The sequence below is a fragment of the Shewanella khirikhana genome (assembly GCF_003957745.1).
Classification (GTDB): domain Bacteria; phylum Pseudomonadota; class Gammaproteobacteria; order Enterobacterales; family Shewanellaceae; genus Shewanella; species Shewanella khirikhana.
In genome coordinates this window covers 1,314,111-1,339,393 of the sequence record NZ_CP020373.1, presented here as the reverse complement: position 1 = coordinate 1,339,393, position 25,283 = coordinate 1,314,111, and the positions used below count along the sequence as shown (strand labels likewise).

18 protein-coding genes are annotated in these 25,283 nt (G+C 55.1%); 3 read left to right on the top strand and 15 right to left on the bottom strand.

Annotated features, from left to right (window positions below; all coding sequences use genetic code 11):
* Positions 1-28 precede the first annotated feature (28 nt).
* The 12 genes from STH12_RS05790 to smc all read right to left on the bottom strand — a co-directional run bounded on the left by STH12_RS05790 (position 29) and on the right by smc (position 16,759).
* Positions 29-724 (bottom strand): exonuclease domain-containing protein, encoded by a 696-nt coding sequence (locus STH12_RS05790; RefSeq protein ID WP_126166681.1) that lies wholly within the window; start codon positions 722-724, stop codon positions 29-31.
* Positions 724-2,571 (bottom strand): DUF294 nucleotidyltransferase-like domain-containing protein, encoded by a 1,848-nt coding sequence (locus tag STH12_RS05785; RefSeq protein ID WP_126166680.1) that lies wholly within the window; start codon positions 2,569-2,571, stop codon positions 724-726. Before STH12_RS05785 ends, STH12_RS05790 begins: the two co-directional genes overlap by 1 nt.
* A 154-nt stretch (positions 2,572-2,725) precedes the next feature.
* A complete protein-coding gene (locus tag STH12_RS05780) occupies positions 2,726-4,444 on the bottom strand; it encodes a sodium:solute symporter family protein (protein ID WP_126166679.1) in 1,719 nt (572 codons plus the stop codon).
* An 11-nt stretch (positions 4,445-4,455) separates the two neighbouring features.
* Entirely contained in the window at positions 4,456-4,722 is a 267-nt protein-coding gene (locus STH12_RS05775; protein WP_126166678.1) for a DUF4212 domain-containing protein, read from the bottom strand.
* Between the two features lie 266 nt (positions 4,723-4,988).
* Positions 4,989-5,591, bottom strand: coding sequence for a thiol:disulfide interchange protein DsbA/DsbL (locus STH12_RS05770; RefSeq protein WP_126166677.1), 603 nt, complete (start codon positions 5,589-5,591; stop codon positions 4,989-4,991).
* A 27-nt stretch (positions 5,592-5,618) separates the two neighbouring features.
* Positions 5,619-6,431, bottom strand: coding sequence for an SDR family oxidoreductase (locus STH12_RS05765; protein ID WP_126166676.1), 813 nt, complete (start codon positions 6,429-6,431; stop codon positions 5,619-5,621).
* A gap of 76 nt (positions 6,432-6,507) precedes the next feature.
* Positions 6,508-7,722, bottom strand: a complete 1,215-nt coding sequence (locus tag STH12_RS05760) for an HD-GYP domain-containing protein (RefSeq protein WP_126166675.1) — start codon at positions 7,720-7,722, stop codon at positions 6,508-6,510.
* Positions 7,723-8,385: 663 nt separating this feature from the next.
* Positions 8,386-8,865 (bottom strand): DUF2919 domain-containing protein, encoded by a 480-nt coding sequence (locus STH12_RS05755; protein WP_237158760.1) that lies wholly within the window; start codon positions 8,863-8,865, stop codon positions 8,386-8,388.
* Between the two features lie 121 nt (positions 8,866-8,986).
* Entirely contained in the window at positions 8,987-9,931 is a 945-nt protein-coding gene (locus STH12_RS05750; protein WP_126166673.1) for a collagenase, read from the bottom strand.
* A 125-nt stretch (positions 9,932-10,056) separates the two neighbouring features.
* Positions 10,057-12,069 carry an NAD-dependent DNA ligase LigA gene (gene ligA / locus STH12_RS05745; RefSeq protein WP_237158758.1) on the bottom strand — a complete coding sequence of 671 codons (2,013 nt, stop codon included), beginning with the start codon at positions 12,067-12,069 and terminating at the stop codon, positions 10,057-10,059.
* Between the two features lie 62 nt (positions 12,070-12,131).
* On the bottom strand, positions 12,132-13,244 hold the full coding sequence (zipA, locus tag STH12_RS05740; protein WP_126166671.1) for a cell division protein ZipA: 1,113 nt from the start codon (positions 13,242-13,244) through the stop codon (positions 12,132-12,134).
* Positions 13,245-13,267: 23 nt separating this feature from the next.
* The gene (gene smc / locus STH12_RS05735; RefSeq protein WP_126166670.1) at positions 13,268-16,759 is read right to left on the bottom strand and encodes a chromosome segregation protein SMC; all 3,492 of its coding nucleotides are present in this window, start codon (positions 16,757-16,759) and stop codon (positions 13,268-13,270) included.
* A gap of 282 nt (positions 16,760-17,041) precedes the next feature.
* On the opposite strand from smc, the gene cysZ reads away from it, so the two are divergent.
* Together cysZ and STH12_RS05725 are read left to right on the top strand one after the other, a co-directional pair.
* Positions 17,042-17,836 carry a sulfate transporter CysZ gene (cysZ, locus tag STH12_RS05730; protein WP_126166669.1) on the top strand — a complete coding sequence of 265 codons (795 nt, stop codon included), beginning with the start codon at positions 17,042-17,044 and terminating at the stop codon, positions 17,834-17,836.
* Between the two features lie 267 nt (positions 17,837-18,103).
* A complete protein-coding gene (locus STH12_RS05725; RefSeq protein ID WP_237158757.1) occupies positions 18,104-20,446 on the top strand; it encodes a carbohydrate binding family 9 domain-containing protein in 2,343 nt (780 codons plus the stop codon).
* 16 nt (positions 20,447-20,462) lie between these two features.
* On the opposite strand, the gene STH12_RS05720 is transcribed toward STH12_RS05725, so the two are convergent.
* From STH12_RS05720 to STH12_RS05710, 3 genes are read right to left on the bottom strand one after another with little or no spacing between them, the layout of a single operon-like run.
* Positions 20,463-21,704: a diguanylate cyclase gene (locus STH12_RS05720; protein WP_126166667.1), complete on the bottom strand. Its 1,242-nt coding sequence runs from the start codon at positions 21,702-21,704 to the stop codon at positions 20,463-20,465.
* Between the two features lie 12 nt (positions 21,705-21,716).
* Positions 21,717-22,841 (bottom strand): beta-ketoacyl-ACP synthase III, encoded by a 1,125-nt coding sequence (locus tag STH12_RS05715; protein ID WP_126166666.1) that lies wholly within the window; start codon positions 22,839-22,841, stop codon positions 21,717-21,719.
* Complete coding sequence (locus STH12_RS05710; protein WP_126166665.1) at positions 22,834-24,075, bottom strand: RDD family protein; 1,242 nt, start codon at positions 24,073-24,075, stop codon at positions 22,834-22,836. Before STH12_RS05710 ends, STH12_RS05715 begins: the two co-directional genes overlap by 8 nt.
* Positions 24,076-24,283: 208 nt before the next feature.
* Here STH12_RS05710 and cysK point away from each other — a divergent pair, with 208 nt between their 5' ends.
* On the top strand, positions 24,284-25,252 hold the full coding sequence (gene cysK / locus STH12_RS05705; protein ID WP_126166664.1) for a cysteine synthase A: 969 nt from the start codon (positions 24,284-24,286) through the stop codon (positions 25,250-25,252).
* Positions 25,253-25,283 lie beyond the last annotated feature (31 nt).

Below are 25,283 nucleotides of genomic sequence, written 5' to 3'. Positions count from 1 at the left end.
AGTGAGACTGAAAATCTGTAAAAGAGTATTAATCGCAGAGCAATAAATAGGGATCGGCGCTCTGGGTTGCAGCGCCCATACAGGCAATTTGGGCCAAAAACAGTTCGGCACAGGCCAGCGCATCGGTCAGTGCATTGTGGGCGTGATACACGGGCAAACCGTAGCGGCCGCGGCTTGCGCCAAGGCGAAGACTGCCTTCTTTTATCACTTCCTGCCCCCTAAGCAAGCGACTGCGCTCAAGTTGCAGGGTATCGATAGCAAGCAGTGGCAATTCAGCGCCATAAACGCGTCTGAGCCCCTCACGGATAAACCCCAGATCCAGCGGCGCGTGGTGAGCCAGCGCAATACGACCTTCAAGCTTATCCAAAAGCCAGGCCATGGCATCGTCAAGGGGCAAGGCGCCGGCAAGCTCGCGGTCGGTAATGCCATGAATGGCAGCGCTTTGGCCGACACTGCCATCAATCTCCACCAGAATGCTGGCGGCGCCTGTCAGATTAACCAGTCCGTTGTCGATGGGCACCACACCGATGGAGAGAATTTGGTCTTGCAAGGGACTAAGGCCGGTCATCTCCAGATCCAGTGCCAACAGTGGCAATTGCCCCAGCGGTTTTCCAAGCAGTGCTCGTTGACTGTCCAGCACCCGCTTAAGCGCCGGTACTGCTGCGCTCGACAAGCCGCGGCTTTTCCACCACAGCCTTGGCCGCACCAGGGCGCCGGATACCATTAAAAGCTCCGCATAAATTTAAGCCGAAGCCCGGACTGAGCATCGTGGACCACTTTAAAAGCGTCCCGCAGTTGATGGCGCACCAGTGAAGACAGTTGCTGCGGTTTGAGAAAGTTACTCAGCGCCTGCCCCTGCTGATGTTGTACGCCCTGATTGGCAAGACGCATATGGGCAATAAATTCATGGGCATCGGCGAGATTGAGCGCATCTTTACGGCCAATCACCCCAAGCTCCATCAGCGCACGAATGCGCTTGGCGGTGTTCACTTCTTTGATACCGGCCGACAGGGCGTACACCCGGGCGATGTCGTTGATAAGGGCGTTGCCCTTGTGCTTTAAGTCGATGCCTTTCACTTCGCTGCCGTCGCGCTCGAGCACGAATTTGCGGAAAAAGCCCAGCGGCGGCGATTCTTTCAGACTGTTGCCAGCCATGCCGGCAAGGAAGATATCATTGTCTTTGGTGCCGGCGAGCACCTTGTCCTGCAGGGCATCGAACAGGGTTTGCGGGCCAAACACCGGCCGCATATCAAAGAAAATAGACGCGTGCATCAATGCCTTGGGATCGGGAGCTTTTACCCAATTATCGAATACCTGTTGCCAACGTTGCAGCGACATTCGCCACTTGGGGTTTTGAGCCATGATATCGCCCGGGCAAAACACATAGCCACATTCATTGAGGCCCGCGCACACGGCTTTGCTCAGGGCTTCAAAGTAGCCGCTCGCCTGCTCATCGGGCTCAGCGGCCAGTAACATGCCGTTGTCCTGATCCGAGCAGGCGGCCTGATCCTGTCTGCCCTGGGAGCCAAAAGCAAGCCAGCAAAAGGCCATTGGTGCCTCACCTAAAATTTGCTGATTGAGCACAATTAGCCTGCGGGTCAGCGCATCGGTCACCGACGTCAGCACCCGGCCGATTTCTTCCGCCCTTGCATCAGCGCTGATAAGACTTTGTAAAAGTTCGGGAATTTTTTTACTGACCGCAATTAGACTGGGCAGATCCCGCTGACGCTCAATTTCGCCAATCAGCATCAGCGGCGTAGAGCCCTGACTGCGCAAAATATCAGTGCTGGAAATCACTCCGACCGGTGAATCGCCATCCAGCACCGGCAGGTGGTGGATATTGCGCTCACTCATGGCCAACATGGCCTCAAATACCAGCGCGCTGGCGCTGATGGTCACCGGGTTGCGGGTCATCGCCTGATGAACCGGCAGCGCCGCATCCAGCCCTTCGGCGAGCACCCGATTGCGCAGATCTCTGTCGGTGAGAATGCCGCACAGCTTGTGGTTGTCGGTCACCAGCAGTGACGACACCCGGGCATCACGCATCATCACCGCCGCCTGACGTATGCTGTGATTGCAATCTATGCTGAGCGGCGAGCCTGACATCAGCGAACTGATGCGACTGGTGGTGGTTAGCTCCTTGGCCTTGAAACGTGCCTGATGGCGCATGCGTTTGGCAAAGGCGCGGTTAAAAAAGCGGTCGAACTCGCGGCTTTCCTGACGCAGGCGATTAAAGCTGTCAGGGTCGAGGTGATACACCAGACCATCTTCCAGAATGGCCACCTTGTTGGAGACGGCTTCACCGGAGAGCAGTGACGGAAAGCCGAAGAAGTCGCCCTCCCCCAGCCGGTCAACCAATTCGCCTTCGGCGTCGCGCACTTCAAAGGCGCCGCTGCGAACAATATAAAGCTGCGGATGATCAGCATCCAGCGGCACATGGCCCATGGTTTTGCTGTAGTAGCCCACACTGAGCGCCCTGACACTGGCCGACAGCAACTCCTGCGGCAGCGAGTCAAAGGGCACCAATTGTTCGAGGAACTGCATCAGGGGCTGTATTTCACTGGCATCCATAAAAATCATCCGCTTAGCGCACTGTTGGCGGGGCGCGAGTCCCGTTTTCAGGTTCTTGTCCCACTATAAGGCAGAGGCCTGAAAAGTCACTATTCGACCTAAGTAAAAAGCGGCGCCCAGGGGCGCCGCTTTTGTCTTTTACTCACTGGGTTTATCAGTGATCTGAAGCTCCACCAGCGCCTTTAGGGAAACGAATGGCTTCCACCATTTCTTCCACATGGGTTGGCACCGCAGCGGTCAGCTTGGCCACTACAACAGCAGTAACGAAGTTAACAATCATACCAATCATACCGATACCTTCAGGCGAGATCCCAAACAGCCAGTTGGCAGGCACGTTGGCAGCAGGGTTTACGAACTTGAAGTAGATGATGTAGCCGGCGGTAAAGGCCAGACCCAGCACCATACCGGCAATAGCACCTTCTTTGTTCATCTTCTTGGAGAAGATCCCCATCACGATGGCCGGGAACAGTGAGGATGCCGCCAGACCGAAGGCAAATGCCACAACCGCTGCCACAAAGCCTGGTGGGTTGATACCGAAGTAACCGGCAATCACGATACCCACGGCTGCTGCGATTCGGGCATACAGCAGTTCCTGTTTATCCGAGATATTGGGTGCAAAGCCTTTCTTCATCAAATCGTGGGACACTGAGGTCGAGATAACCAGCAGCAGACCCGCAGAAGTCGACAGCGCCGCAGCCAGGCCACCGGCAGCCACCAGAGCGATTACCCAGGCAGGCAGGTTGGCGATTTCAGGAGTAGCCAGCACCATGATGTCACGGTCGATTTTCATCTCGTTGGCATCGCCCTTGGCGTAGTACATCTTGCCGTCGCCGTTCTTGTCATCCCAGGTGATAAGACCGGTCTTTTCCCAGTTCTTAATCCACTGAGGCGCAGTCTCATAGGCCACACCGGTAGACTCAGGACCGTTGATGGTCTCAATCATATTTACGCGGGAGAAAGCAGCCAGCGCAGGTACAGTGGTGTACATGATAGCGATGAACACCAGCGCCCAACCGGCACTTGAACGGGCATCTTTTACCTTGGGCACGGTGAAGAAACGCACGATTACGTGTGGCAGACCGGCAGTACCCACCATCAGCGCGGCGGTAATGGCGAACACATCAATCATGCTCTTGGAGCCTTCGGTGTACTGGGAGAAGCCAAGCTCGGCAGACAAACCATCGAGTTTATCCAGCAGATACACACCTGTACCGTTACCGGCCGCGTCAATCAGCTCAGCACCAAAGCCTACCTGTGGCAGGATGTGGCCGGTCATCATCACAGAGATAAAGATAGCTGGCACCATAAAGGCGAAGATAAGCACGCAGTACTGGGCAACCTGGGTGTAGGTAATGCCCTTCATGCCGCCAAGTACAGCGTAGAAGAACACCACGGCCATACCTATGTATACGCCGGTATCTACGTCTACCTCGAGGAAACGGGAGAACACCACGCCCACACCACGCATCTGACCTGCAATATAGGTAAAGCAGATAAAGATGGCGCAGACCACAGCCACGGTACGGGCCGCCTGGGAGTAATAACGCTCACCGATGAAGTCAGGTACGGTGAACTTACCAAACTTACGCAGATAAGGCGCCATACACAGCGCCAGCAGCACGTAACCACCGGTCCAGCCCATCAGATACACAGAGCCATCGTAGCCCACGAAGGACACGATACCGGCCAGCGAAATAAACGATGCAGCAGACATCCAGTCAGCCGCAGTCGCCATACCATTCATTACAGGGGGAACGCCGCCACCGGCAACGTAGAATTCTTTGGTCGAACCGGCTCTGGACCAGATCGCAATACCGATGTAGAGGGCGAACGAGAGCCCCACAATCAGGTATGTCAGAGTTTGAACATCCATTGCAGTGCTCCTCAGTCTTCGTGAACGTTATATTTTTTATCGAGTGCGTTCGCCTTCTTAGCGTAGATAAAGATCAGCGCCACGAACACGTACATGGAACCCTGCTGAGCAAACCAGAAACCCAGTTTGAAACCCATAAAGGTGATTTGATTGAGTACATCCACCAGCAGAATGCCGAATCCATAGGACACAACAAACCACACTGCCAGCAGGCTAACCACCAGGCGAAGATTTTCGCGCCAGTAGCCTTGAGCCTTTTCGTTGCTTTCGAATGCCATAGTAGTGACTCCCCTGTGTTTTAATAATTAAGTTAAGTCAGGGTTAATCTAGCAAGGCAGAATGTGACCTCAATCACGACCTTAGTCTAAGTGGTGATTGCGATTCGCATCGATATAGCTGTATCCAGCTGTTAAGAATAGAAAATGTTGGATATTTTTGAATTTTACAATTGCGGTTTTTCTACGCTGGCTGCGACCTAGGTCTAACAAGCTGCTAACAAATAAAAACGCCCGGACCAGCCGGGCGTTTTCATCTGCTGACAATATCAGAGTTTGGCGACGTATTTCACCAGCTCAGCCAGCTGCTCGCTGCTGAGCCCCTGCACATTCAGCATGTACTTGCCGTTTACCAGCACACTGGGCACACCGCGGATCCCGGCAAGCTCTGCCTGGGTGTTAAAGCCCATCAGGGTGAACTGTCTGTCAGATGAGCTCAGCGCCTGGTCGATGGCATCGGCCTTCAGTCCCTGGGCAATAAAAAACGCCTTCACATCGGCTTCATCACGAAATGGCGCAACCTGCTGAACCTGCTTAAAAATCGGCATATGTGTCTGCTCGGTCACTTTAAACTTCTGCGCCACATAATAGGCAAGCTGACTCATTTTCCAGTCGGGTCTGACGCCGGACACCGGGGTACGTTCGAACTGCACTTCGTTACCCAGCAGCTTGACGGTATCGGCCATCGTGTGGTCGAAACGATAGCAATGGGGGCAGTTGTACGAGAAAAACTCCCGCACCACAGGCGCGTGGGACTCAGCAAAGCCATCGACTTTGACGTAATGTTTCCCTTCTTCAAAACCGGCGGCAAAGGTAGATGCCGACAGCATAATGCCTGCCAGTAATCCAAGTGCCTTCAAATGCTTAACCATGAACCTTCTTCCTACTATTGATTATTATTAAAATGCCCCGGGCTCGGCGAGCATGGCCAGAGGATCGGGATAGCGATAGTTAACCCCAAGTTCGCGACAAATTAAACTGCCATCTATCACTTTACCGCTGCTGTCATCGGCGGCAAATTGCGGCAAGGCAAAGCCGCCACAGCGGGCAGCTTCGGTATAAAAATCTTGCTTGGAGGGATGTCCGGGCGCGCAGAGGTTATAGCAGCGCCCCAGAGTGGGCGCGGCTATCAGGGCTTCAAATGCGCTGAGACAATCCTCAAGATGCACCAGATTCACAGGTAAGGCGCCGCCACCAACACCCGTCTTGCCGGCAAAGAAACGCCCCGGATGGCGCCCCGGGCCAACGAGCCCGGCAAAACGCACCACTGTGGTATTCAGCCCGGCAAACAGCGCTTCGGCGCCAAGCAAGATGGCTGCGCCGGGCGAATGGGCGCTGGCGTCTGCTTCATCAAGCACGTCAGGTAAATCGGGATACACCCCGGTAGTGCTGACAAATATCAGCCGTTCGGGGATGGCAGTGAGGGCGTCTCTAAGCTTGGCCAGACGGTCAAGATAATCGGTTTCGCCGCGGCGGATCCCAGGCGGCAGATTGATGATAAGGCAGTCGGCCTTCAGCAGTGGCTCGGGCACAGGCGCATCTTCCTGTAAATCGAGGCGATAGCCTTCAATACCCAGGGCGCTTATGTCATCAACGCCCTCCCGGGTACGCTTACAGCCTTTCACCGACAGGCCTGCCGCAAGCAGCCTTTTGGCCAGCGGCAAACCAAACCAGCCGCAGCCAATAATAGAAACAGATTGAATATCAGACATGAACACCGAATTCCCTGACGGTACTGTGTGAGGGGTTCAGGATACGCAAGCAGCCTGAAAACTCAAGACTCGCGAGTCATGATTCAAGGGCGGCGAAGTAAAAACTGATGGGGGCTTCCGCCTGCAGGGTACGCATGGCCGCTTCGGTCAGCTCCTCAACTTTGAGCACCTTTTCGATACTCACATCTTCATTCATCAATATACGAAGACCCGCCTCGCCACCGGCTGCATTACAGGCCCAGATCTGCGGCTTTTTCACCTCGCGGGTGGTCATCATTACCTTGCCGATGCTGCCATCGGTGAGCTGCACCAGGGTGCCGGGTGGATAAATCCCCAGTACCTTCACCAAGGTGGAAATCAGCGACTCGTCGTGTTTACCACCCCGGTTTTTAAACAGGTATCCAAGCGCCACCTGGGGCGACGCCATACTCAGAGCGGTCAGCTGGAATTCAAAATCATTGGCAAGGGCAACAACCTGGGTGGTTTTGGGCAGTTTTTTAGCCTTCAGACCATCGGGGAAACCACTGCCATCGATAAACTCATGGTGATGACGCACAATATGCAGCACCTCTTCCGGGAATAGCCCACTGCGGCCAAGCATTTCATGGCCATAGTTGGGGTGCTGATTCATAAAATTGGTTTCTTGCTGAGTCAGGGCACCTCGCTTGCGGCGAATATTATCGGGCACCTTGAGCTTGCCGATATCATGCAGCAGCGCTCCGAGGGCGATGTCGCGCATCTCTTTTTTCGGCATTTCCAGGGTTTTTGCAATCATCAGCGCCAGCACCGCCACGCTGATGCCGTGCTGGGTCACCGAAGCTCCCTGCTCGCCTGCACTTACCAGCGCCAGAAAGGCATCTTCCTGTTCGAACAGGTGCTCCAGCATTTGCTCTACCAAGGTTGCGGACAAGCGGTAGGCACCTTCAGGATCGCTGCCAAGTTTACTCACCAGGCTGCGGCTTTCATTAATGCAGTCGAGGAAGCGCTTCTGGCTTTTGCGAATCGCCACCCGCGCCTCCCGTTTCAGATCGCGCTCGGGCAGTTCTTCTTCAAACTCGTCATCGTCACCGGCCACTTCTTCTTTGGGCACGGCTTCATCAAGCAGCTCAGCCCCGGCAAGCACCAGCACATGATCGACCTTAAGGCCGCGGATCATCTCGATTTGCCCGGGCTCTTTAAGTTCTATTCTGTTGATTAAAAAGGGATGTTCCGTCCACGACAAGGGCAGCTTAACCGTCAGGCCAAGCCGCAATTCAGATACAGGGATAGAAACAGGTTTGTTTTTGGCCAATCCGAGCCTCCAACGAGGACAATTGTCTCCCCTTTGGGGAAATCACACTGCTTTGTACGCCAATCTTATGAAATAAAAGCGTAATTCCTTAGCAGCGTTATGGCAAATAAATCTGTGCCAACTTCTTATACTATGGGCAAAATTTTGACATTTGCTGGCCTGTTACAGAAATTTTACCAATTTATATTGTATACATTATTCATTTGTGCGATAGTTGCACCACTGCCGCGGAGTTGCGCACCCCGAGCCCTGCGGTGGTTTGTGTTGCTGTCAATTGTCCTTGGTTTAGGGCCTTGCCCAAGACTCAGGTTACATTCCTTTTGTTGGTCAGCGGTGCCAGGGATGCCGTATTTTCCCTGACATCTACCAATTTTTGGCGCTGCTGTTGCAGCGCCTTTTTTTATGCCGAAAGCGGAGGGAAGTTATGCCCTGCCAACGACTATGCCGGGCACAGCGCCAAGCAGGCATGGACATAGGCAGAAATGGAAAAAGGCAGTAAAAGGGAAAAGGCAGAATCAGGAATAAGCTCACACAGGGATAAACTGAGATGAGGATTAACTGAGAGGGCAATACGCAGGCCTGGGCATTAGGGGCGCGATAGCCAGTGGCCACAACGCACCCAAATACAGGCGATGGCGGGCTCAAGCCTGGTATTGAAGCAGTTTACTGGGCTATTACCGGCCGCTGCCAATCCTTTAGATAGAGCCGTAAGTGCTCGGATTTCAGCAAATAAATCGCAAACCAGAAGAGCAGTAACGCATCGAAGGCCGCCGTCCAGGAAAACAGATAGCCACTGGTGGCCAGGCGCACAATAAGCACAGCGCCGTCCAGCAGCAACAGCGGCCACAGTAGCCACTTCATCCGGTCAAACAGTGGTTTGGCCCAGTTGGGTCTGGATTTACGCTCAAGCAAAATAATGCCGTACACCAGCACGGCGCCCAAGCCGGTGGCAAGTGCCAGCAAAAAGGTCTCTTTTTGTGGGTAAAACAGCCGCACCAGCCCTGCCCTGTCGCTGAATTGGGTCAGCGAAGCCACAAACACCACCCAGCCGCGGGCAAGAAAGGTCAGCAGTAAATACAGCCCCAGCGGCGGTTTGATATGGCCTTTATCATCGACCCAGCGAATATGTTCAAACTTGAGCAAAGTGTGCTCCACATCATGTCTTTCCCCTGAGTTGGGGGCTAGATAGCCAGGATTCAAGGCCTGAGACACACAAAGACCCGCATCGGCGGGCCTTTATTACAGAGAGCGTCTTGCTTGAGCACTATTGCTTGCGAGCTTTGTGTTCGGTGTGTCGCAGCAGCATCTGTTCACGCTTGCTGTCCAGCGCCGAGGCCTTTTGCGGCGCAAGCCCATTCATCCAGTCGGCAAACTCGGCCTGATAATTGGCGGCAAAGCTGCTAAGCGCCGCATCATAGCTGGCGAACTGGTTGTGTTTCAGGTGCTCAGTCATGGCCAGCACTTCGGCTTCGTGGCGCTCAAACAGGAAGCGAATGGCCAGATAGCTCCAGCGGTAAATGCGGTCGGTACTGTCGCGGTAGCTGGTTGAGAAAATAGTCGCCAGGGTCGGGCGACGATTGGCGCGGGTATTGATTGCCAGGTTAACCGCCGTGGCGTTGTCGCTGCCAAGGGAGAGATACTCTGCCAGTCCTTCCGCCCACCACACCATCTTATCCGGATAGAAATTGAAGCCGCCGTAGCTGACAAAGCGCCCTTCCAGGTAGTGGATGTACTCGTGGCGCAGGTTCCAGATTTCAAACTCAGGGCGCAGCCAATCGGCTTCATGGGCGTAGAAACTCGCCTGATTGTTCATATCCGCCGGATTGCCTTCGATATAAATGCCACCGTTGTTGGTGCCGATATTGAACAGCTCGTAGCCGTATTTGTCGTATTGGTTGTAATCGTCAAATACCACGACCCGCAGACTGTCGTTGTAATCGTCGGCCACCGGCACGCCAAAGGTTTGCATTCTCTGGTGGAAATCGCTTTCCTGCGCAGATAGCTGACTACAGGTATCAGCGATTTGTGCATCGGTCATGTCCTGTGCCCACAGATTGATGCTGGCGCTGCAATCCACACGAATAGGCAGCACCACATCGGGATCGGCAGGCTCGGTGGGGTTGGTACCAGGGCGGCCCTTGGCGTAGGAAACCGTGCTGGTGAGTGCCAGCAGCATACTGGCGGCGATAAGGGTCTTGGGTGAGTGCATGTGTCTTCTCCAGTTGTTATATTTATGTTGCAGGATATTGTATATTTTATTTCCTAATTTCAGGCAACAAAAAAACGCCAACTTTAGGTTGACGTTTTTTCAACTGGAAATGTTTTTAAATCAGATCAAAGACCTATCAGCTCTATCAGCCCTGCCTCATCCAAAACAGGAATACCCAGTTCCTGGGCCTTGGCAAGCTTTGAGCCCGCCGCTTCGCCGGCGACCACGCAGTGAGTGTTCTTGGAGACACTGCCCGCCACCTTGGCACCCAGGGCCTCAAGCTTGGCTTTGGCTTCGGTGCGGCCAAGACTGGTGAGTGTTCCTGTGAGCACCCAGGTTTGTCCCAGCAGCGGCTGGGCATCAGCCGATGGCTTTTCGATGGCAGGCCAGTTCACACCGGCATTGATCAGCGCATCTATCACTTCAAGGTTATGGGGCTGGGCAAAAAAGTGCGCCACATGCTGCGCCACCACAGTGCCCACATCCTCCACCTGCATCAGGGCATCTACATCGGCTTCCTTAATGGCATCCAGGCTCAGGAAATGTTTCGCCAGATTCGCAGCGGTGGCCTCCCCTACTTCCCGAATCCCCAGTGCATACAGGAACTTGGGCAAGGTCGTAGTTTTGGCTTCTTCAATGGCGGCAACCAGATTGGTGGCCGACTTGGTGCCCATACGCTCAAGCATGGTCAGCTTGGAGACATTGAGCTTGAAGAGATCGGCCGGGCTTGCCACCAGCTCTTTATCGATAAGCTGCTCAACCACCTTGTCACCCATGCCGTCGATATACATGGCTTTGCGGGAAGCAAAGTGCTTGATGGCTTCACGGCGCTGGGCTTCACAGAAAAGACCGCCGCTGCAGCGTGCTACCGCCTCGCCTTCGATACGCTCCACCAGGGAGCCACACACAGGGCAATTGTCGAGGAACAGAATTTCCTGCGCATTCTCAGGGCGGCGCTCCGCCACCACGGCCACGATTTGTGGAATAACATCACCTGCGCGGCGAATAATCACGGTATCGCCAATCTTCACCCCAAGACGGGCGATTTCATCACCATTGTGCAGCGTGGCATTGGATACGGTCACCCCGCCAACAAACACTGGCTTTAAGCGGGCTACCGGCGTCACGGCGCCGGTGCGGCCTACCTGAAAATCAACCCCTTCCAGCAAGGTCATTTCTTCCTGAGCCGGAAACTTAAAGGCAATGGCCCAGCGCGGTGCACGGGCTACAAACCCAAGCTGCTGCTGCGCTTCGATGTCATTGACCTTGATAACCACGCCATCGATTTCAAAGGCAAGTTCATCGCGGCGCTTGAGGATGTCGCCATAGTAGGCCATCACCTCGGCAAGGCCTTCACAGAGCTTCACTTCCTTGCTCACCGGCAGACCAAACGCTGACAAACGCTCCAACTGGCCCTTATGGGTTGGCGCCAGCGCCAGATCGGCGCCGTTATCGTCCTGCACTACGCCAAGCGCATAGGCATAAAACGCCAGTGAGCGCTCGGCGGTTATCTTGCTGTCGAGCTGACGCAGACTACCGGCGGCGGCATTACGTGGATTAACAAAGAGTTTATCCCCTTTGGCGCGCGCTCTGTCGTTGAGCGCTTCAAAGGCAGCCCTTGGCATAAAGACTTCGCCGCGCACTTCCACCAGCGCCGGAATATCATCGCCCTGCAGCCTCAAAGGCACCGACTTGATGGTGCGCACGTTGACACTGATATCTTCCCCCACAGCGCCATCACCACGGGTGGCAGCACGCTCGAGCACGCCATGACGGTAAATCAGGCTGACCGCAAGGCCATCGAGCTTGGGCTCTGCGCAGTACACCTGGGGGCCAACCTTATCGGTCAGACGCTTATCAAACGCAACAAAGTCCTCTTCATTGAAGGCGTTATCCAGGCTCAGCATGGGTTTAAGGTGGCTGACCTGCTCGAATTTATCGAGTGCGGCGCCGCCTACACGCTGGGTGGGTGAGTCAGGCTCGGCCAAATGCGGATGCTCGGCTTCCAGCGCTTTGAGCTGGTTCATCAGCCGGTCATATTCCGCATCGGGAATGCTTGGCGCATCCTGCACATAGTAGGCAATGTTGTGACGATTGATTTCAGCGGTAAGACGTTGAATTTCGGCTTTGACTTGCATGATGATACCTTGGAAATGCGCGGGGCCGCTCATGCGGCCCCACTTTATAAATCAATAACTTGTTATGCACTGGCGCGGATACGGGCGAGATACTGCGCCTTGGTGCTATCGCTCCAGAGTTGACGCTGGCCATCGAGTACCAATGCATCGAGGTCGTCCGCCAGCTGGCAGGCAGAGTTCAGCATCAGGGAAAAGTTCATTACCGCCTCACCGTGGCATGGCAGCGTCATAAACAGCACAATACCGTGGGTGGAAAACTGCTCCATGGTGTCCGGGTCGAACACACCGGGCTTGAGCATATTGGCAAGTGAAAACAGTACCTTGCCAGTTCCGGCGTTATCTTCATGGCGATGGAAAATCTCCATCTCGCCGTATTTGAAATTCAGCTCCAGCAGACAGGGCAACAGCTCGGCACCGGCCAGAACCTGACCTTCACGGGCAACCACGTGCAGCACCAGCACATCGCGTGGATCCGGCAGCGCTTCTTCCTGCTGCGGCTGTACTTGCTGGGCTGGTTGCGACTGGACTGGCTGTGACTGTTCCTGTGCTTGCTGCGCATAGACAGTTTCAGTGGCGGCAGAGCTGTGACCACGCATCAGATCGTCATCGTCTTCATCGTAGCCCTGATAATCGGCAGCCTGCTGTGGCTCCGGCAAATCATCGAGCAGGCCCAGTTGCACCTGATCGCCAGCAGCCTGCTGCTGACCAAATACCGGCTCCTGACGCTCCTTGCTGCGACGCACCTTGGGCTCATCGTTCAGGGCAAACTCAGGCGCGTTGTCCACATCGCTGCGGCTCTCTTCAGTATGAGCTGCCCCATATTGAGCGCCAGACAGTTCAGATACTGATGGTTGAGACACAGACGATTCAGCTACTGAAGGTTCAACCGCAGTCTGTTTGCGCCGCGCCTTGGTAAAGGCAGGCTGCGCAGGTTCGGCGTGTGTGTCCTGTGATGGCTTGTCATCGGCGTGCACTTTGCGCACCCGCACTTCGCCAATGCCATCGGCATCAAAGCCTTCGGCGTCCCGGCGACCGGGTGACATGGCATAAGGGTTCCTGCTGCTTTCTTTAATGGCGCGGGGTTGCTGCTTTCTGATTGACCAAAATCCGTGAACCAGAACCGCAATAATGGCGATGGCGCCAAGCACAAACAAAACCAGTTGCAAATCTTCCATTGGATACCCTGTCTTTCCTGAATTCATTCTGCGTGTGCCATGGCCACCGCTTCTTCGATATCCACCGCAACAATGCGGGATACCCCGGGCTCATGCATGGTCACACCTACCAACTGATCAGCCATCTCCATGGTGATTTTATTGTGGCTGATATAAATAAACTGCACGCTGGCCGACATTTCCTGCAATAAGCGGCAGAATCGGTCAACGTTGGCATCGTCCAGCGGCGCATCGACCTCGTCGAGCATACAAAACGGGGCTGGATTCAACCTGAAAATGGCAAACACCAATGATAAAGCGGTCAGCGCTTTTTCACCACCCGACAGCAGGTGGATTGTGGAGTTCTTTTTGCCGGGAGGCCGGGCCATGATGGTCACCCCGGTCTCCAATAAATCATCATCTGTCAGTGCCAGATAAGCACTGCCGCCGCCAAACACCTTGGGAAACAGCATGCCCAGATCGGCATTCACCTGCTCAAAGGTGGTTTTAAATCGGCTGCGGGTCTCGCGATCGATTTTACGGATAGCTTCTTCAAGGCTTTCAAGCGCCTGATTTAAATCAGCATCCTGACCATCGAGGTAATCTTTACGCTCGCGGGCTTCATCATACTCTTCTATGGCTGCAAGGTTTATCGCGCCCAGACGACTGATTTTGCCCCGCAGCTTTTCCAGTCGCTGCTGCCACTCATCAACTGAGGCATGGGCTGGCAGGGTTGGCGCCACTTCCGCCAGACGAATATCGGCCTCGGCCAATTGCCCCAGCTGCGTTTCCGCCTGTCCCTTTAAACCTTCACGCCGTAGCTTTAACGATTCGAGGGTATGAGTCAAGTGGTCTATCTTGCCAACTTCTTGTTTTTGCTTCAATAGTAAAGCATCTATCTGTTCCTGCAGCGCCGCCTGACGGCTGCGGTTTTCCGCCAGTGCCGTTTGCCGGGTTTGCTGCATGGCAAGCTGTTCCCTGAGCCTCTCCGACAGACCTGTGCGGTCGGTGTCCTGCTCCTTCACGTCCTGCTGCCCAAGCTCGGTGAGCACGGCGCCTTTTTGCTCGGTAAGCTTGCCAAGCTGAACCAGGCCCGACTGCAATCTCTGCTCCACCAGCGCAAGCTCGGTGGCAAGCTCACTTCGTTTGGCGCGAACCTGCGCCAGCTGGGATTCCAGATTGGCAAGGGACGCTTTGCGCTCCTCGGCAAGCCGCCTGGCAACAGTTTGCTTTTCAGTGAGCGCGGCTACGCGGGCACTGGCCTCATCCAGCGCTTCTTCTTGCTGCATCAGCGACTCATCCGCCACTTCAAGCTCAAGCAAGGCGTCCTGCTGCTGGGCACTGAGCCTGGCTATTTGCGCGCTGACAAACTCCCGCTGCTTTGCCGCTTGCCTGGCCCTTTCACGCCTGGCTTCCCAGCGCATGCGCTCACGCTCGGCATCTTGTTTGGCATCGCTGAGCGCAAGCTCGGCGGTCTTAAGCGCGGCAGTGCTCGCCTCCAGCGTGCGGCTGGCGTCTGCGGACTCGCTGCCAAGTGTGGCAAGCGCAGCTTCAAGGCTCGCCACCTCTTGCTCGAGTGCCTCAGCTTCACGGCGAAGCGCCACTTTGTCGGTGCCGCCGCTCTGGTTGGATAATATAAAGCCCTGCCCGACCAGAAGCCCTTCGCGGCACGCGATGAGGCCACTGCTGTCCAGCGTTTGTAATTTGGCCAAGGCCTCGCCGAGGCTCTCGGCAAAGCCGACTCCGTCAAGCCAGGGCGCGAGGTTAACATCGGCGCCAATCACGCCCCAACTTGAATGAGCTGAGCGGCGAAAACCATGGAAGGCTGAGTTGCCGGTCTCTTGCCCAGGAGTCGCGATATTGTCTGGGCGCTCTTCTACAACGGGGGCATCCAGTAAACGCCCCAGCAGCAGCTCGGCCGCAGCCTCCCAGCCGGGAGTGACGTCGAGGCATTGCCACAGTTTTTGGCCGCTGCCACTTTCGTCTGTGAGCAGGCGCGTGAGCACCGACAATCTGCCCCGCACTTCACTGAGTTCACGGGACTTGGCCGCAATGCGATTATCCACATCGGCAAGTTGGGCTTGAGCGCTTGTTAGCGCCGCAGTGGCAACATCGACCGCAGCTTGCTGCTGGTGCAAGTCGGCTTGCGGCCCATTGTCGGTTGGCAACGCTGAGCTACCCTGTTCCGCTGCAAAATCGCCCTGGAGCTTAAGCGTAGGATTGTCGGCTGCCGGCGACTCTTGCTCGCCAAGGCTTGCCAGCTGCTCACGATAGCCTGCAAGGCTATGTTCACGCTCATCAATACTGTGGCGAAGATGACCAAGCCTTTGTCCGGTAAGCTCTTTTTGCGATTTAAGATTGGCCAGCGCACGCTCGGCCTGACTCACATCACCGCGAACTGCCTCCAGCGCTTCATCGGCATCGAAGGCACTCTGGCTCCAGGCTTCCTGGGTTTCTTCCAGGGTGAGCAACTGCTCTTCCTCAGCTTCAACGGCAAGACGCAGTGACGCCTGGGTTTCGCCAAGCTCGCGGTTACTTTCATCGAGCGCAAGCATATCGCGGCTTAAACTTTCCAAACGGCTTTGCAGGCTTTTGGAGCGCTCATCGAGGTTTGACAGCTGCTGCTCGAGCCGCGCCACTTCGGTGCCGGCCTGATAATAGGCCTCCAGGCTTTGCTGCTCGTCGTCCACCAATACCGCCAGCGCCTGACGCTCGGCCTCAAGCTTGGCCTCCGTGGTGCCAAGGGCGGTTTTGGCCGCTTCCAACAAAAAATGTTGCTGCTCGATTTCACGGTCGAGCATGTCTGTCTGTTCGCAAATCTCCTGATAGCGCATCACCAACAGTTCGGCGTGGGTGGTGCGCTCAGATTGCTTATATTCGCGGTAACGTTTGGCCGCTTCCGCCTGCACCGCGAGTTTGTCGAGCTGCTTGCCCAATTCAAGACGAATGTCGCCAAGACGTTCAAGGTTTTCACGGGTGTGGCGGATACGATTTTCGGTATCGCGGCGCCGCTCTTTATAGCGGGAAATACCGGCGGCCTCTTCAATGAATACCCTAAGCTCCTGCGGGCGCGACTCAATCAGCCGGGAAATCATGCCCTGCTCGATAATGGCGTAGCTGCGCGGGCCAAGGCCGGTGCCCATAAAGAGGTCGGTAATGTCTTTGCGGCGGCACTTCTGGCCGTTCAAAAAATAGAGTGATTCCCCTTCGCGGCTCACCTGACGCTTAACCGCAATTTCTTCATAGCTGGCGTACTGGCCGCCCAAGCGACCTTCGCGGTTATCGAATACCAGCTCGACTCCGGCCACAGAAACGGGTCTGCGGGCACTGGAGCCGTTGAAGATAACGTCGGTCATGGAGTCGCCGCGCAGGTGTTTGGCGGAGCTTTCCCCCAGCACCCAGCGCACGGCATCAATCACATTGGATTTACCGCAGCCGTTGGGGCCGATAATGGCTGTGAGGGGGTTGGGAAATGGGATCTTCGTTGGGTCGACAAACGACTTGAAGCCAGCAAGTTTTATTTGTTTGAGTCTCATAATGCCAGTCAAATCGCCTCGCAAGCCCGGGGTTGGGCTCGCCTGCCAAAAGGTGATAACACTCCCCCGAAAGCCGGGGTGGATCACTCATGTTATTAGCAGCCAACTTTACCAAAGCCTTTTTGAATTTGTAACGTTTTTATCGGCCAAATTGGTGCAATCCGCTCCAATTGACGGCAGCAGGCGCTAATTTGAAGTAATTAGCGACAAATTAACCCTTGCCCCTGCCCGGCTTGCTGGCCCACAATGCCCGCAAACACAACTGCTTGGAGCCGACGTCTTATGTCACGACCCTCGCTTTCTTCTGCCCGAAACACCGCCGTACAAGCCAAGAGCGGGTTCAATTACTTTATGGACGGCTTTAGCCTTATCCGTCGTCCCGGCCTGCGAACCTTTGTGTTTGTGCCTTTGCTTATCAATATGATGCTGTTTGCCGGAGCCTTTTATTACGCCCTTGGCAAACTGGATGAACTCTTTGCCTATGTCAGCGGCCAGCTGCCCGAATACCTCTCCTGGCTGAACTTCCTGTTATGGCCCATGGCGGTACTTGCCATGTTGGTGGTGATGGCCTTTGTGTTCAGCTCGGTAATGAACTGGCTGGCGGCGCCTTTTAATGGCCTCTTGGCCGAAAAGGTAGAGCAGCTGCTCACCGGCAAGCCCATGAACACGGGCACCACCATGGATTTGATGAAGGATTTGCCGCGGATCCTCGGCCGCGAGTGGCTAAAGCTTAAATACTATCTGCCCCGCGCCATCCTGTTTTTACTGCTGTTTTGGGTGCCGCTGCTTGGCCAAACCGCCGCCCCTGTGCTGTGGTTTCTGTTCAGTAGCTGGATGATGGCGATTCAGTATTGCGACTATCCGTTCGACAACCATAAGGTGCCGTTTGATGATATGCGGTTTGCCCTCAGGCAAACCAAAGGCACCAGCATGAGCTTTGGCGCGGCGGTAACCGTGTTTTCGATGATCCCTGTGGTGAACTTTATCGTGATGCCGGTGGCCATCTGCGGCGCAACCGCCATGTGGGTCGACAAGTACCGAGAGGCCTACCGCCACCCGGCAATCGCCCCAGAATAAGGGAAGCCTTAAAACTTCAGCCCGCTGCCTGGTTAACTGCAACCAGGCTTGCCTGCCACAACGCCCGTCCTGTACGGGCGTTTTGCTTTTTGCAGAAGGTTTCAGATAAAGGCAAGGCTGGCCGCTGCGCTGACCACAATTTTCCTGGTTCCTCTTTGACAAACTTTACTTATACTTTGTAACAAATCACCCAAGCCCGCGGTTACCGGCTCGGGTACACTGGCGCCCGAAAAAGCAAAAATAAAAATAATTCAGGATCATAAGACATTGTCAACAAGGATACTCAAGGCGAGCCCGCTGCTCGCGCTCTGTACTCTGCCACTTGTTTCCATCGCCGGCACCGCGGAGCAGTTTTCACTGCGCATTCCATCTCTTACCGAGCAGGCCACCATCGACGGCGACTTGTCTGATGCGGTGTGGGCCAAGGCCGCCGAGGCAGAACTTAGCTACGAAACCCGCCCCGCAGAAAACGCCCCTGCCCCCGTTAAAACCAGGGCGAAGCTGTTCGCCACCGACACCACCCTCTATGTAGCCTTTATTGCCGATGACCCTAACCCCGGCGCCATCCGTGCCCACCTGCGGCCGCGGGATGATATCTGGGGCGAAGACATGGTGGGCATTAAGCTCGATACCTTCAATAACGCCAGGCTCGCTTACCAGTTCTTTATCAACCCACTGGGGGTACAGTTTGATTCCATCGAGAACGAGCTGAACAAGAGTGAAAGCGCCGCCTGGGATGGTATTTGGGAAAGCGCAGGCCAGGTGACGGATACCGGCTATCAGGTGGAAATTGCCATTCCGCTGTCGCAGCTCAGCTTTGAAGATACCCCAGGCCCCAAAGACTGGGGCTTCGAGCTTATCCGCTTTTATCCCCGTGATGCCGAGCACCGGCTGTCGACCCATCAGATCTCCCGCGCCAACGACTGCCAGTTGTGTCAGCTTGGGGTGATCCGCGGCTTCGATGAAGTCAATCTGGGCAATGGCCTGCAGGTTACGCCCTCTCTGGTGGCCAAGGGCAGCCGCGAGCGCAGTCAAACCCCGGGCAGCGAATGGCAACAGGACGAAGACGTTGAGGCCGGACTTGATGTGCGCTGGGCCATCACGCCATCGTCTTTGCTCAACGCCACCATCAACCCGGATTTCTCCCAGGTTGAAGCCGACGCCGGTCAGCTGAATGTGAACTCAAACTTCACCTTGTTTTTTGAGGAAAAACGCTCGTTCTTCCTTGATAACAAAGATTATTTTGATTCACAGCTGCCGCTGCTGCATACCCGCAACATTGCCGACCCTGACTATGGTTTGAAGTTCACCCACAAGTCAGAAAACCATACCTTTGCGTTTCTTGGCGCCAACGACATCGGCAGCCACTTTTTGGTGCCCGGTAACCTGAGCTCGTCAGTTGCCAGCATCGATGAAGAAAGCCATAACCTGGCTGGCCGTTACCTGTACACCAGCAGCGAATCCCTGGCGATGGGCGCCGTGGTCACCGGCAAACGCAGTGAGGATTACCATAACCTGGTGGTGTCCGGCGATTTCAAGTATCAGCCAACGCCGCAGGATACCTTTATCGGTCAGTTCGCCACTTCAGATACTGAGTACCCCACTGACTTTTACCGTGATTTTTGTGACTCCGATGACGACTGTCTGCCCGCTGCCGAGTGCAGTCTCGATAACTGTGATGTCAACGAGCGGGTACTTCGTACCCATAAGATTGGCGCATTCCAGGGCGAGATGTACCGCCTTGGCTACACCCATTCCACCCGCAACTATTATGTGCGGGCAGATTATGAGTCTGTGGGAGAAGATTTTCGGGCCGATCTTGGCTTTATCGAAAAGGTGGATCAGCGCAAGGCCGTGATTGGCGGCGGTTATATCTGGTACCCCAGCGACAGCTGGTTCAACGAAGTTGAACTCGGCGGCGACTGGGACATCACCCAAAACCAGAATGGCGAGAAAATCGAGCAGGAATGGGAAGGCTGGCTTTCCGCTGAAGGCGGCTGGCAAAGCTGGATTGGCGGTGGCTGGTTGACCCGTGAAAAGGTCGGGCGCCGCCTCGATGCCAGCTCACTGGCGATTGACGGCAACACAACCTTGTTTGATGAAAGCCGTTTTTGGCTGGAAGCCAACGCCAACCCCCTCGCCTGGGCGGGCGGCGGTGTCTCTGCCTCCTGGGGTGATGAGGTGGACCTGCTCAATAACCGTCTCGGCAGCAGTTTGCGGGCGAGCGCAGAGCTTGAGCTGAAACTAACTGACAGCCTGGTGCTGGACGTAACCCACGATTACTTCGCGCTGGATGTGGATGAAGGCAGATTGCTGACCGCCAACCTGACCGATTTGCGTCTGAACTGGCAGCTCAGTGTGGAGAGCTTTATCCGGCTGTCGAGCATTTATACTCACATCAGCCGCGACCCTGGCCTCTACCTGTACCACAGCCGCGATGCCAAATCGGAAGATCTGGGCACCGAGCTGCTGTATGGCTACAAGCTCAACCCGCTGAGCGTATTTTATCTGGGCTATGCCGATGGCATGCAGGCCGATGATGACTATCCGAGCCTGATCCGCACCGAGCAAACCCTGTTTATGAAGTTAAGCTACGCCTTTATTCTATAAAGGATTTTTATAAAACTCAGGACGCAACCCGGGTTTGGTTGCGTCCATGGGTTTTGGCTTCATAGAGCGCCATGTCTGCCCGTTTCATCAGGCTGCCAAGGCTCTCATCTACCAGTTCCGCCACACCGATACTCACGGTCAGCGCCAGACTCAAATCACCGAACTGGAATGGCGTATCTTCAAGCTTTAACCTGAAACCTTCCATCAGCGCCTGTGCCCTGCCACTGTCCAGGCCTTTCATGGCCACCACAAATTCTTCACCGCCGAAACGCGCCAGGGTAAAGTGCTGCCCAAGAGACTCACTCATCCGCTTGGCAAAGCACTTAAGCACCTCATCGCCTATGTCGTGGCCGTGGGTGTCGTTCACGTCCTTGAAGAAGTCGATATCCATCAGCGCGATGGAGAAGCTGGCTCCCTGCTGGGACAACACCGGCAGCTGCGGACTGAATTTATCGAAGAAATAGCGGCGGTTATACACACCAGTAAGGTAGTCGAGGTTCGCCTGCTCCCAAAGCTTGCGGATCATCTCCAGCGATTCCAGCGTATTGCTGACCCGGCAGTGGAACTCTTCGTGCACGAACGGCTTTTGCAAAAAGTCGTTGGCGCCGTTTTTAATAAAGCGCGCGGTGAGGGTCTCGTCGGTGTCGTTCGAAAGCCCAATAATGGCCATTTCCTCACGGGCGTATTTTTCCCGCACCCGCAAAATCAGCTCAAAGCCGTCGATGCCAGGCATGTTGTAGTCGGCAATCAGCAAACGAATGCCGGGCACCCGGTGCAGCACGTCCAGCGCCTTAGCGCCATCTTCAGCCTCCAGCACTTCAAACAGATGTAATTCCAGCAAGTTACGGACAAACTTCCGGCTAAGACCAGAGTCATCGGCAATCAGCACCTTGGTCTTGCGGTTGCGATCAAGGGTGCTTATCAGCTTGACCACGTATTCGTAGCTGAAGCGGTTTTCCTTGTAGACATAATCCACTATGCCCATCTGCAACAGCCTGCGGCGCTGTTTGGCATCCAGGCTGCCGGTCAGCACGATACAGGGGGTTTGACTGCCAAGCACCAGCTCCACACTCTCGCCATTGGGGGCGTCGGGCAGATTCAGGTCGGTGATCGCCGCAAAATACTCACGTTGCCCCAGTAAATCCCGCGCTGCGGCCAGATCCGGCGCCACATCCACGGTGCAGTCGAGCTGCTGCGCAAGCATATGCTTGAGCACCTTGGCCACCATGTTGCTGTCTTCAACCAACAAAATTCGCAAGTCTATAACTCCTTAGACCGTTTTCAGGATAAAGCTGCCAATGGAATACCCCGCGCCGAAGGAGCACAGCAGCCCCAAATCGCCCGGACTCAGCCCCTGCCGATGTTTGTGCAGGGCAATCACAGAGCCGGCCGAGGCGGTATTGGCGTAGGTATCGAGCACAATGGGCGCTGTGTCCGCGCCGGGAGTGTCGCCAAGCAGCTTTTTCACCACAAATTGATTCATATTGATATTGGCCTGATGCAGCCACAGACGCTTCATGGCAGCAGGCTCCAGTCCGGCATCAGCGAACTGGCTGTCCAAATGGCTGTAAATCATCGGCAGCAGCTCTTTGAATACCTTGCGCCCCTGCTGATGAAACAGCTTGTCGGGCGCATGGGCGGTACCCGGGCTGCACCGATTGAGAAAACCGAAGTTGCTGCGGATATTGTTGGAATAATCGGTCACGCAGCGCTGACCGAGAATTTCAAATGCCTGCTGGCTACGACTGCCAACGAGGGGCTCGACCACCATGGCAGTGGCCACGTCACCAAAAATAAAGTGGCTGTCGCGGTCACGGTAATTCACCTGGGCCGAGCAAATTTCGGGACAAATCACCAATGCCCTGCTCGCTGCGCCTGAGCCTATCAGTCCAGCAGCACTGGCAAGGCCAAAGGTGGCCGAGCTGCAGGCAACCTGCATATCAAAGCCAAAGCCTCTGCAGCCAAGGGCCTGTTGGATCTCAATCGCAACGGCGGGATAAGCGCGCTGGGTGTAAGCGCAGGCCACAATCACCAAATCGATATCCTGCGGCTGCAATGAGGCATTGGCCAGCGCTTCTTTAGCCGCAAGCAAGCCAATTTCGGCCTGCATCGACAGCGCATCCGAAGGCCGCTCGGGAATAAGCGGCATCATGATTTCAGGGTCAAGAATGCCCTCTTTGACCATCACGTATCTGTGTTTGATACCCGAGGCCTTTTCAATAAACTCGCTGGAGGAGTACTCAAGCGGCTGCACATGGCCTATGGCTATCTCACCTTCATGTTCACGGTTGTGAAGGTCGACATAGGCGTTGAAACTCTCAACCAGCGCCTCGTTGCTTATCCCCTCGGGCGGAGTAAAGAGGCCGGTTCCGGTAATGGCGATGGCGTTATTCATGGCGAGCATCTCCGCTATGCATCATGTCCTGCCCCGGCAACAGCCTGGGCTTGGTTAAATCGATGACCACTGTGGCCGAAATTTTGTCCTGAATCGCCTGACGGTTGGCGTCCCAGAATACCTGCATAAAACCCAGCAGACCTGTGGCAAAACCTGCGCCATAACCGCCGTAGCGACCAAAAGCGTCCCAAAGCCCAAGCTTGGAGCCATCGAGGGATATCACCCTGATCCCCATCAGCTTCTTGCCCAGGGTCTGGCCATCAAACCAGGCGGTAAACACGGTGAAGTAAAACGCAGCCCAGCCAAAACCCAGGCCCAGATCGTTCAAAATGCCCTTGGCCCACTCGATAAGGCTGTATTTGCTGCCGCTGTCATCCCCAGCTGCTGAAATAGGTAGGGTGACAGGCGCTGACGCAACCTTGTCCTTATCAGCAATATCATTGAGTAAATTGTTTACTGCAACGCTTTGATTATCAGAAGCCTGGCTTTCGGGCGCCCGGTTATCAGGAGCCTGGTCTTCAAGAGCTGGGTTATCCGGAGCTTGGCTAACAGGGGCTTGAATGCTGGGAGCTTGGTTGCCTGATTCTTTGGTGGCTGGCTCTTTGGTGGCTGGCGCTTGGGTTGTTGCCTGAGCCTTGGCGGGCAGCTGCTGCAATTTAGCAGTGAGCTGCGCTTTCAACGCTGCTTTATCCAAGTCAGGAATGTCCAGCTCATCCAGCGGCGCAAACAGCATCGCCTCGGCATCTTCACGGGCGATATTGGACGCCGCCAGACTGTCAGCCAGCTCACTTGCCTTGCTCTGGGCGCAGCTGGCATCGTCACACAGACTCAGGGCAATCACTTTGGGCAAAACACTGATAGCCTCGGGCACGGTAACCGGCGCCTTAGTGTCTGTGTCAGCATCTGTGGTGGTAAAGTTGTCTGAGACGGCATAAATCATCACCACCGTCATCAGGGTGTAGAGGGCAATTTTGGCCCAGCGGCCAAATCCACCGAGGCGCTTGCCAAGGTAAGAGGTGAGCAGCACCAGGGCAACAAACACCACCCCAGCATCTTCAGCCAGCACGGAAATCAGCAAACCATCGATGCAAATGGCAATACCCCGCTTCAGTGGCGATGCCAGCGGGGTATATAGCAGTCCTTCAGCCACGCTGAAGGCATGGGGAGTAATAATGGTACGTGGATCCTTGCCTGCCGCCAGGATCCCCGAATTGGCTACACTGGGTTCTGTCATGCTTGTGTCCGGCGGCTGTGAATAAAAGGAACCAGCCTTGTTATTATTGGCTTGAGGTTATCACAATCCGGAAAACAACCAATCAGGCATTATGAATAACAGGATGCGCTTTAATAGCCAAAAGGAATAACGAAGAACAAACAATCACTTCTAAATAATGCCACAGCGATTATGCTTTAATGCGATAAAGTCACAGGAGCTGCATTCCATGAGCAAAATCTTTGAAGACAATTCGTACACTATCGGCAATACCCCGCTGGTTCGCTTGAACCGTGTCAGCAACGGCAAGGTACTGGCCAAGGTTGAAGCCCGTAACCCCAGTTTCTCCGTTAAGTGCCGTATTGGTGCGAACATGATCTGGGATGCCGAAAAGCGTGGCGTGCTGACCAAGGACAAAGAACTGATTGAGCCGACTTCAGGCAACACAGGTATCGCCCTGGCTTACGTAGCTGCTGCCCGCGGTTACAAGCTGACCCTGACCATGCCAAACACCATGAGCCTGGAGCGCCGTAAGCTGCTCAAGGCCCTGGGTGCTAACCTGGTGCTCACCGAAGGCGCCAAGGGCATGAAAGGTGCCATCGAAAAGGCCGAAGAAATCAGTCAATCTGCACCGGACAAGTACATTCTGCTGCAGCAGTTTGACAACCCAGCCAACCCGGAAATCCACGAAAAGACCACAGGTCCAGAGATCTGGAATGATACCGACGGTGAAGTGGACGTACTGGTAGCCGGTGTTGGCACAGGTGGTACCATCACAGGTACCAGCCGTTACATCAAAAACGTACAGGGCAAGGCGATTGTGTCTGTAGCGGTTGAGCCATCTGACTCACCTGTGATCAGCCAGACTCTGGCCGGTCAGCCAGTGCAGCCAGGTCCGCACAAAATTCAGGGTATCGGTGCCGGTTTTATCCCGGGCAACCTGGATCTTGAGCTGATTGACCGCGTTGAAACCGTTTCCAACGACGACGCCATCGAAATGGCCCATCGCCTGATGAAAGAAGAAGGCATTCTGGTGGGTATTTCTTCCGGTGCCGCCGTGGTTGCTGCTAACCGTATCGCTGCCCTGCCTGAGTTTGAAGGCAAGAACATCGTGGTTATCCTGCCATCGGCAGCCGAGCGTTACCTGTCTTCTGTACTGTTCCAGGGCCAGTTTGGCGACCAGGAAAACGTACAGTAAGCTGATAACCTTCCTTAAAAAAGCCCGGCAT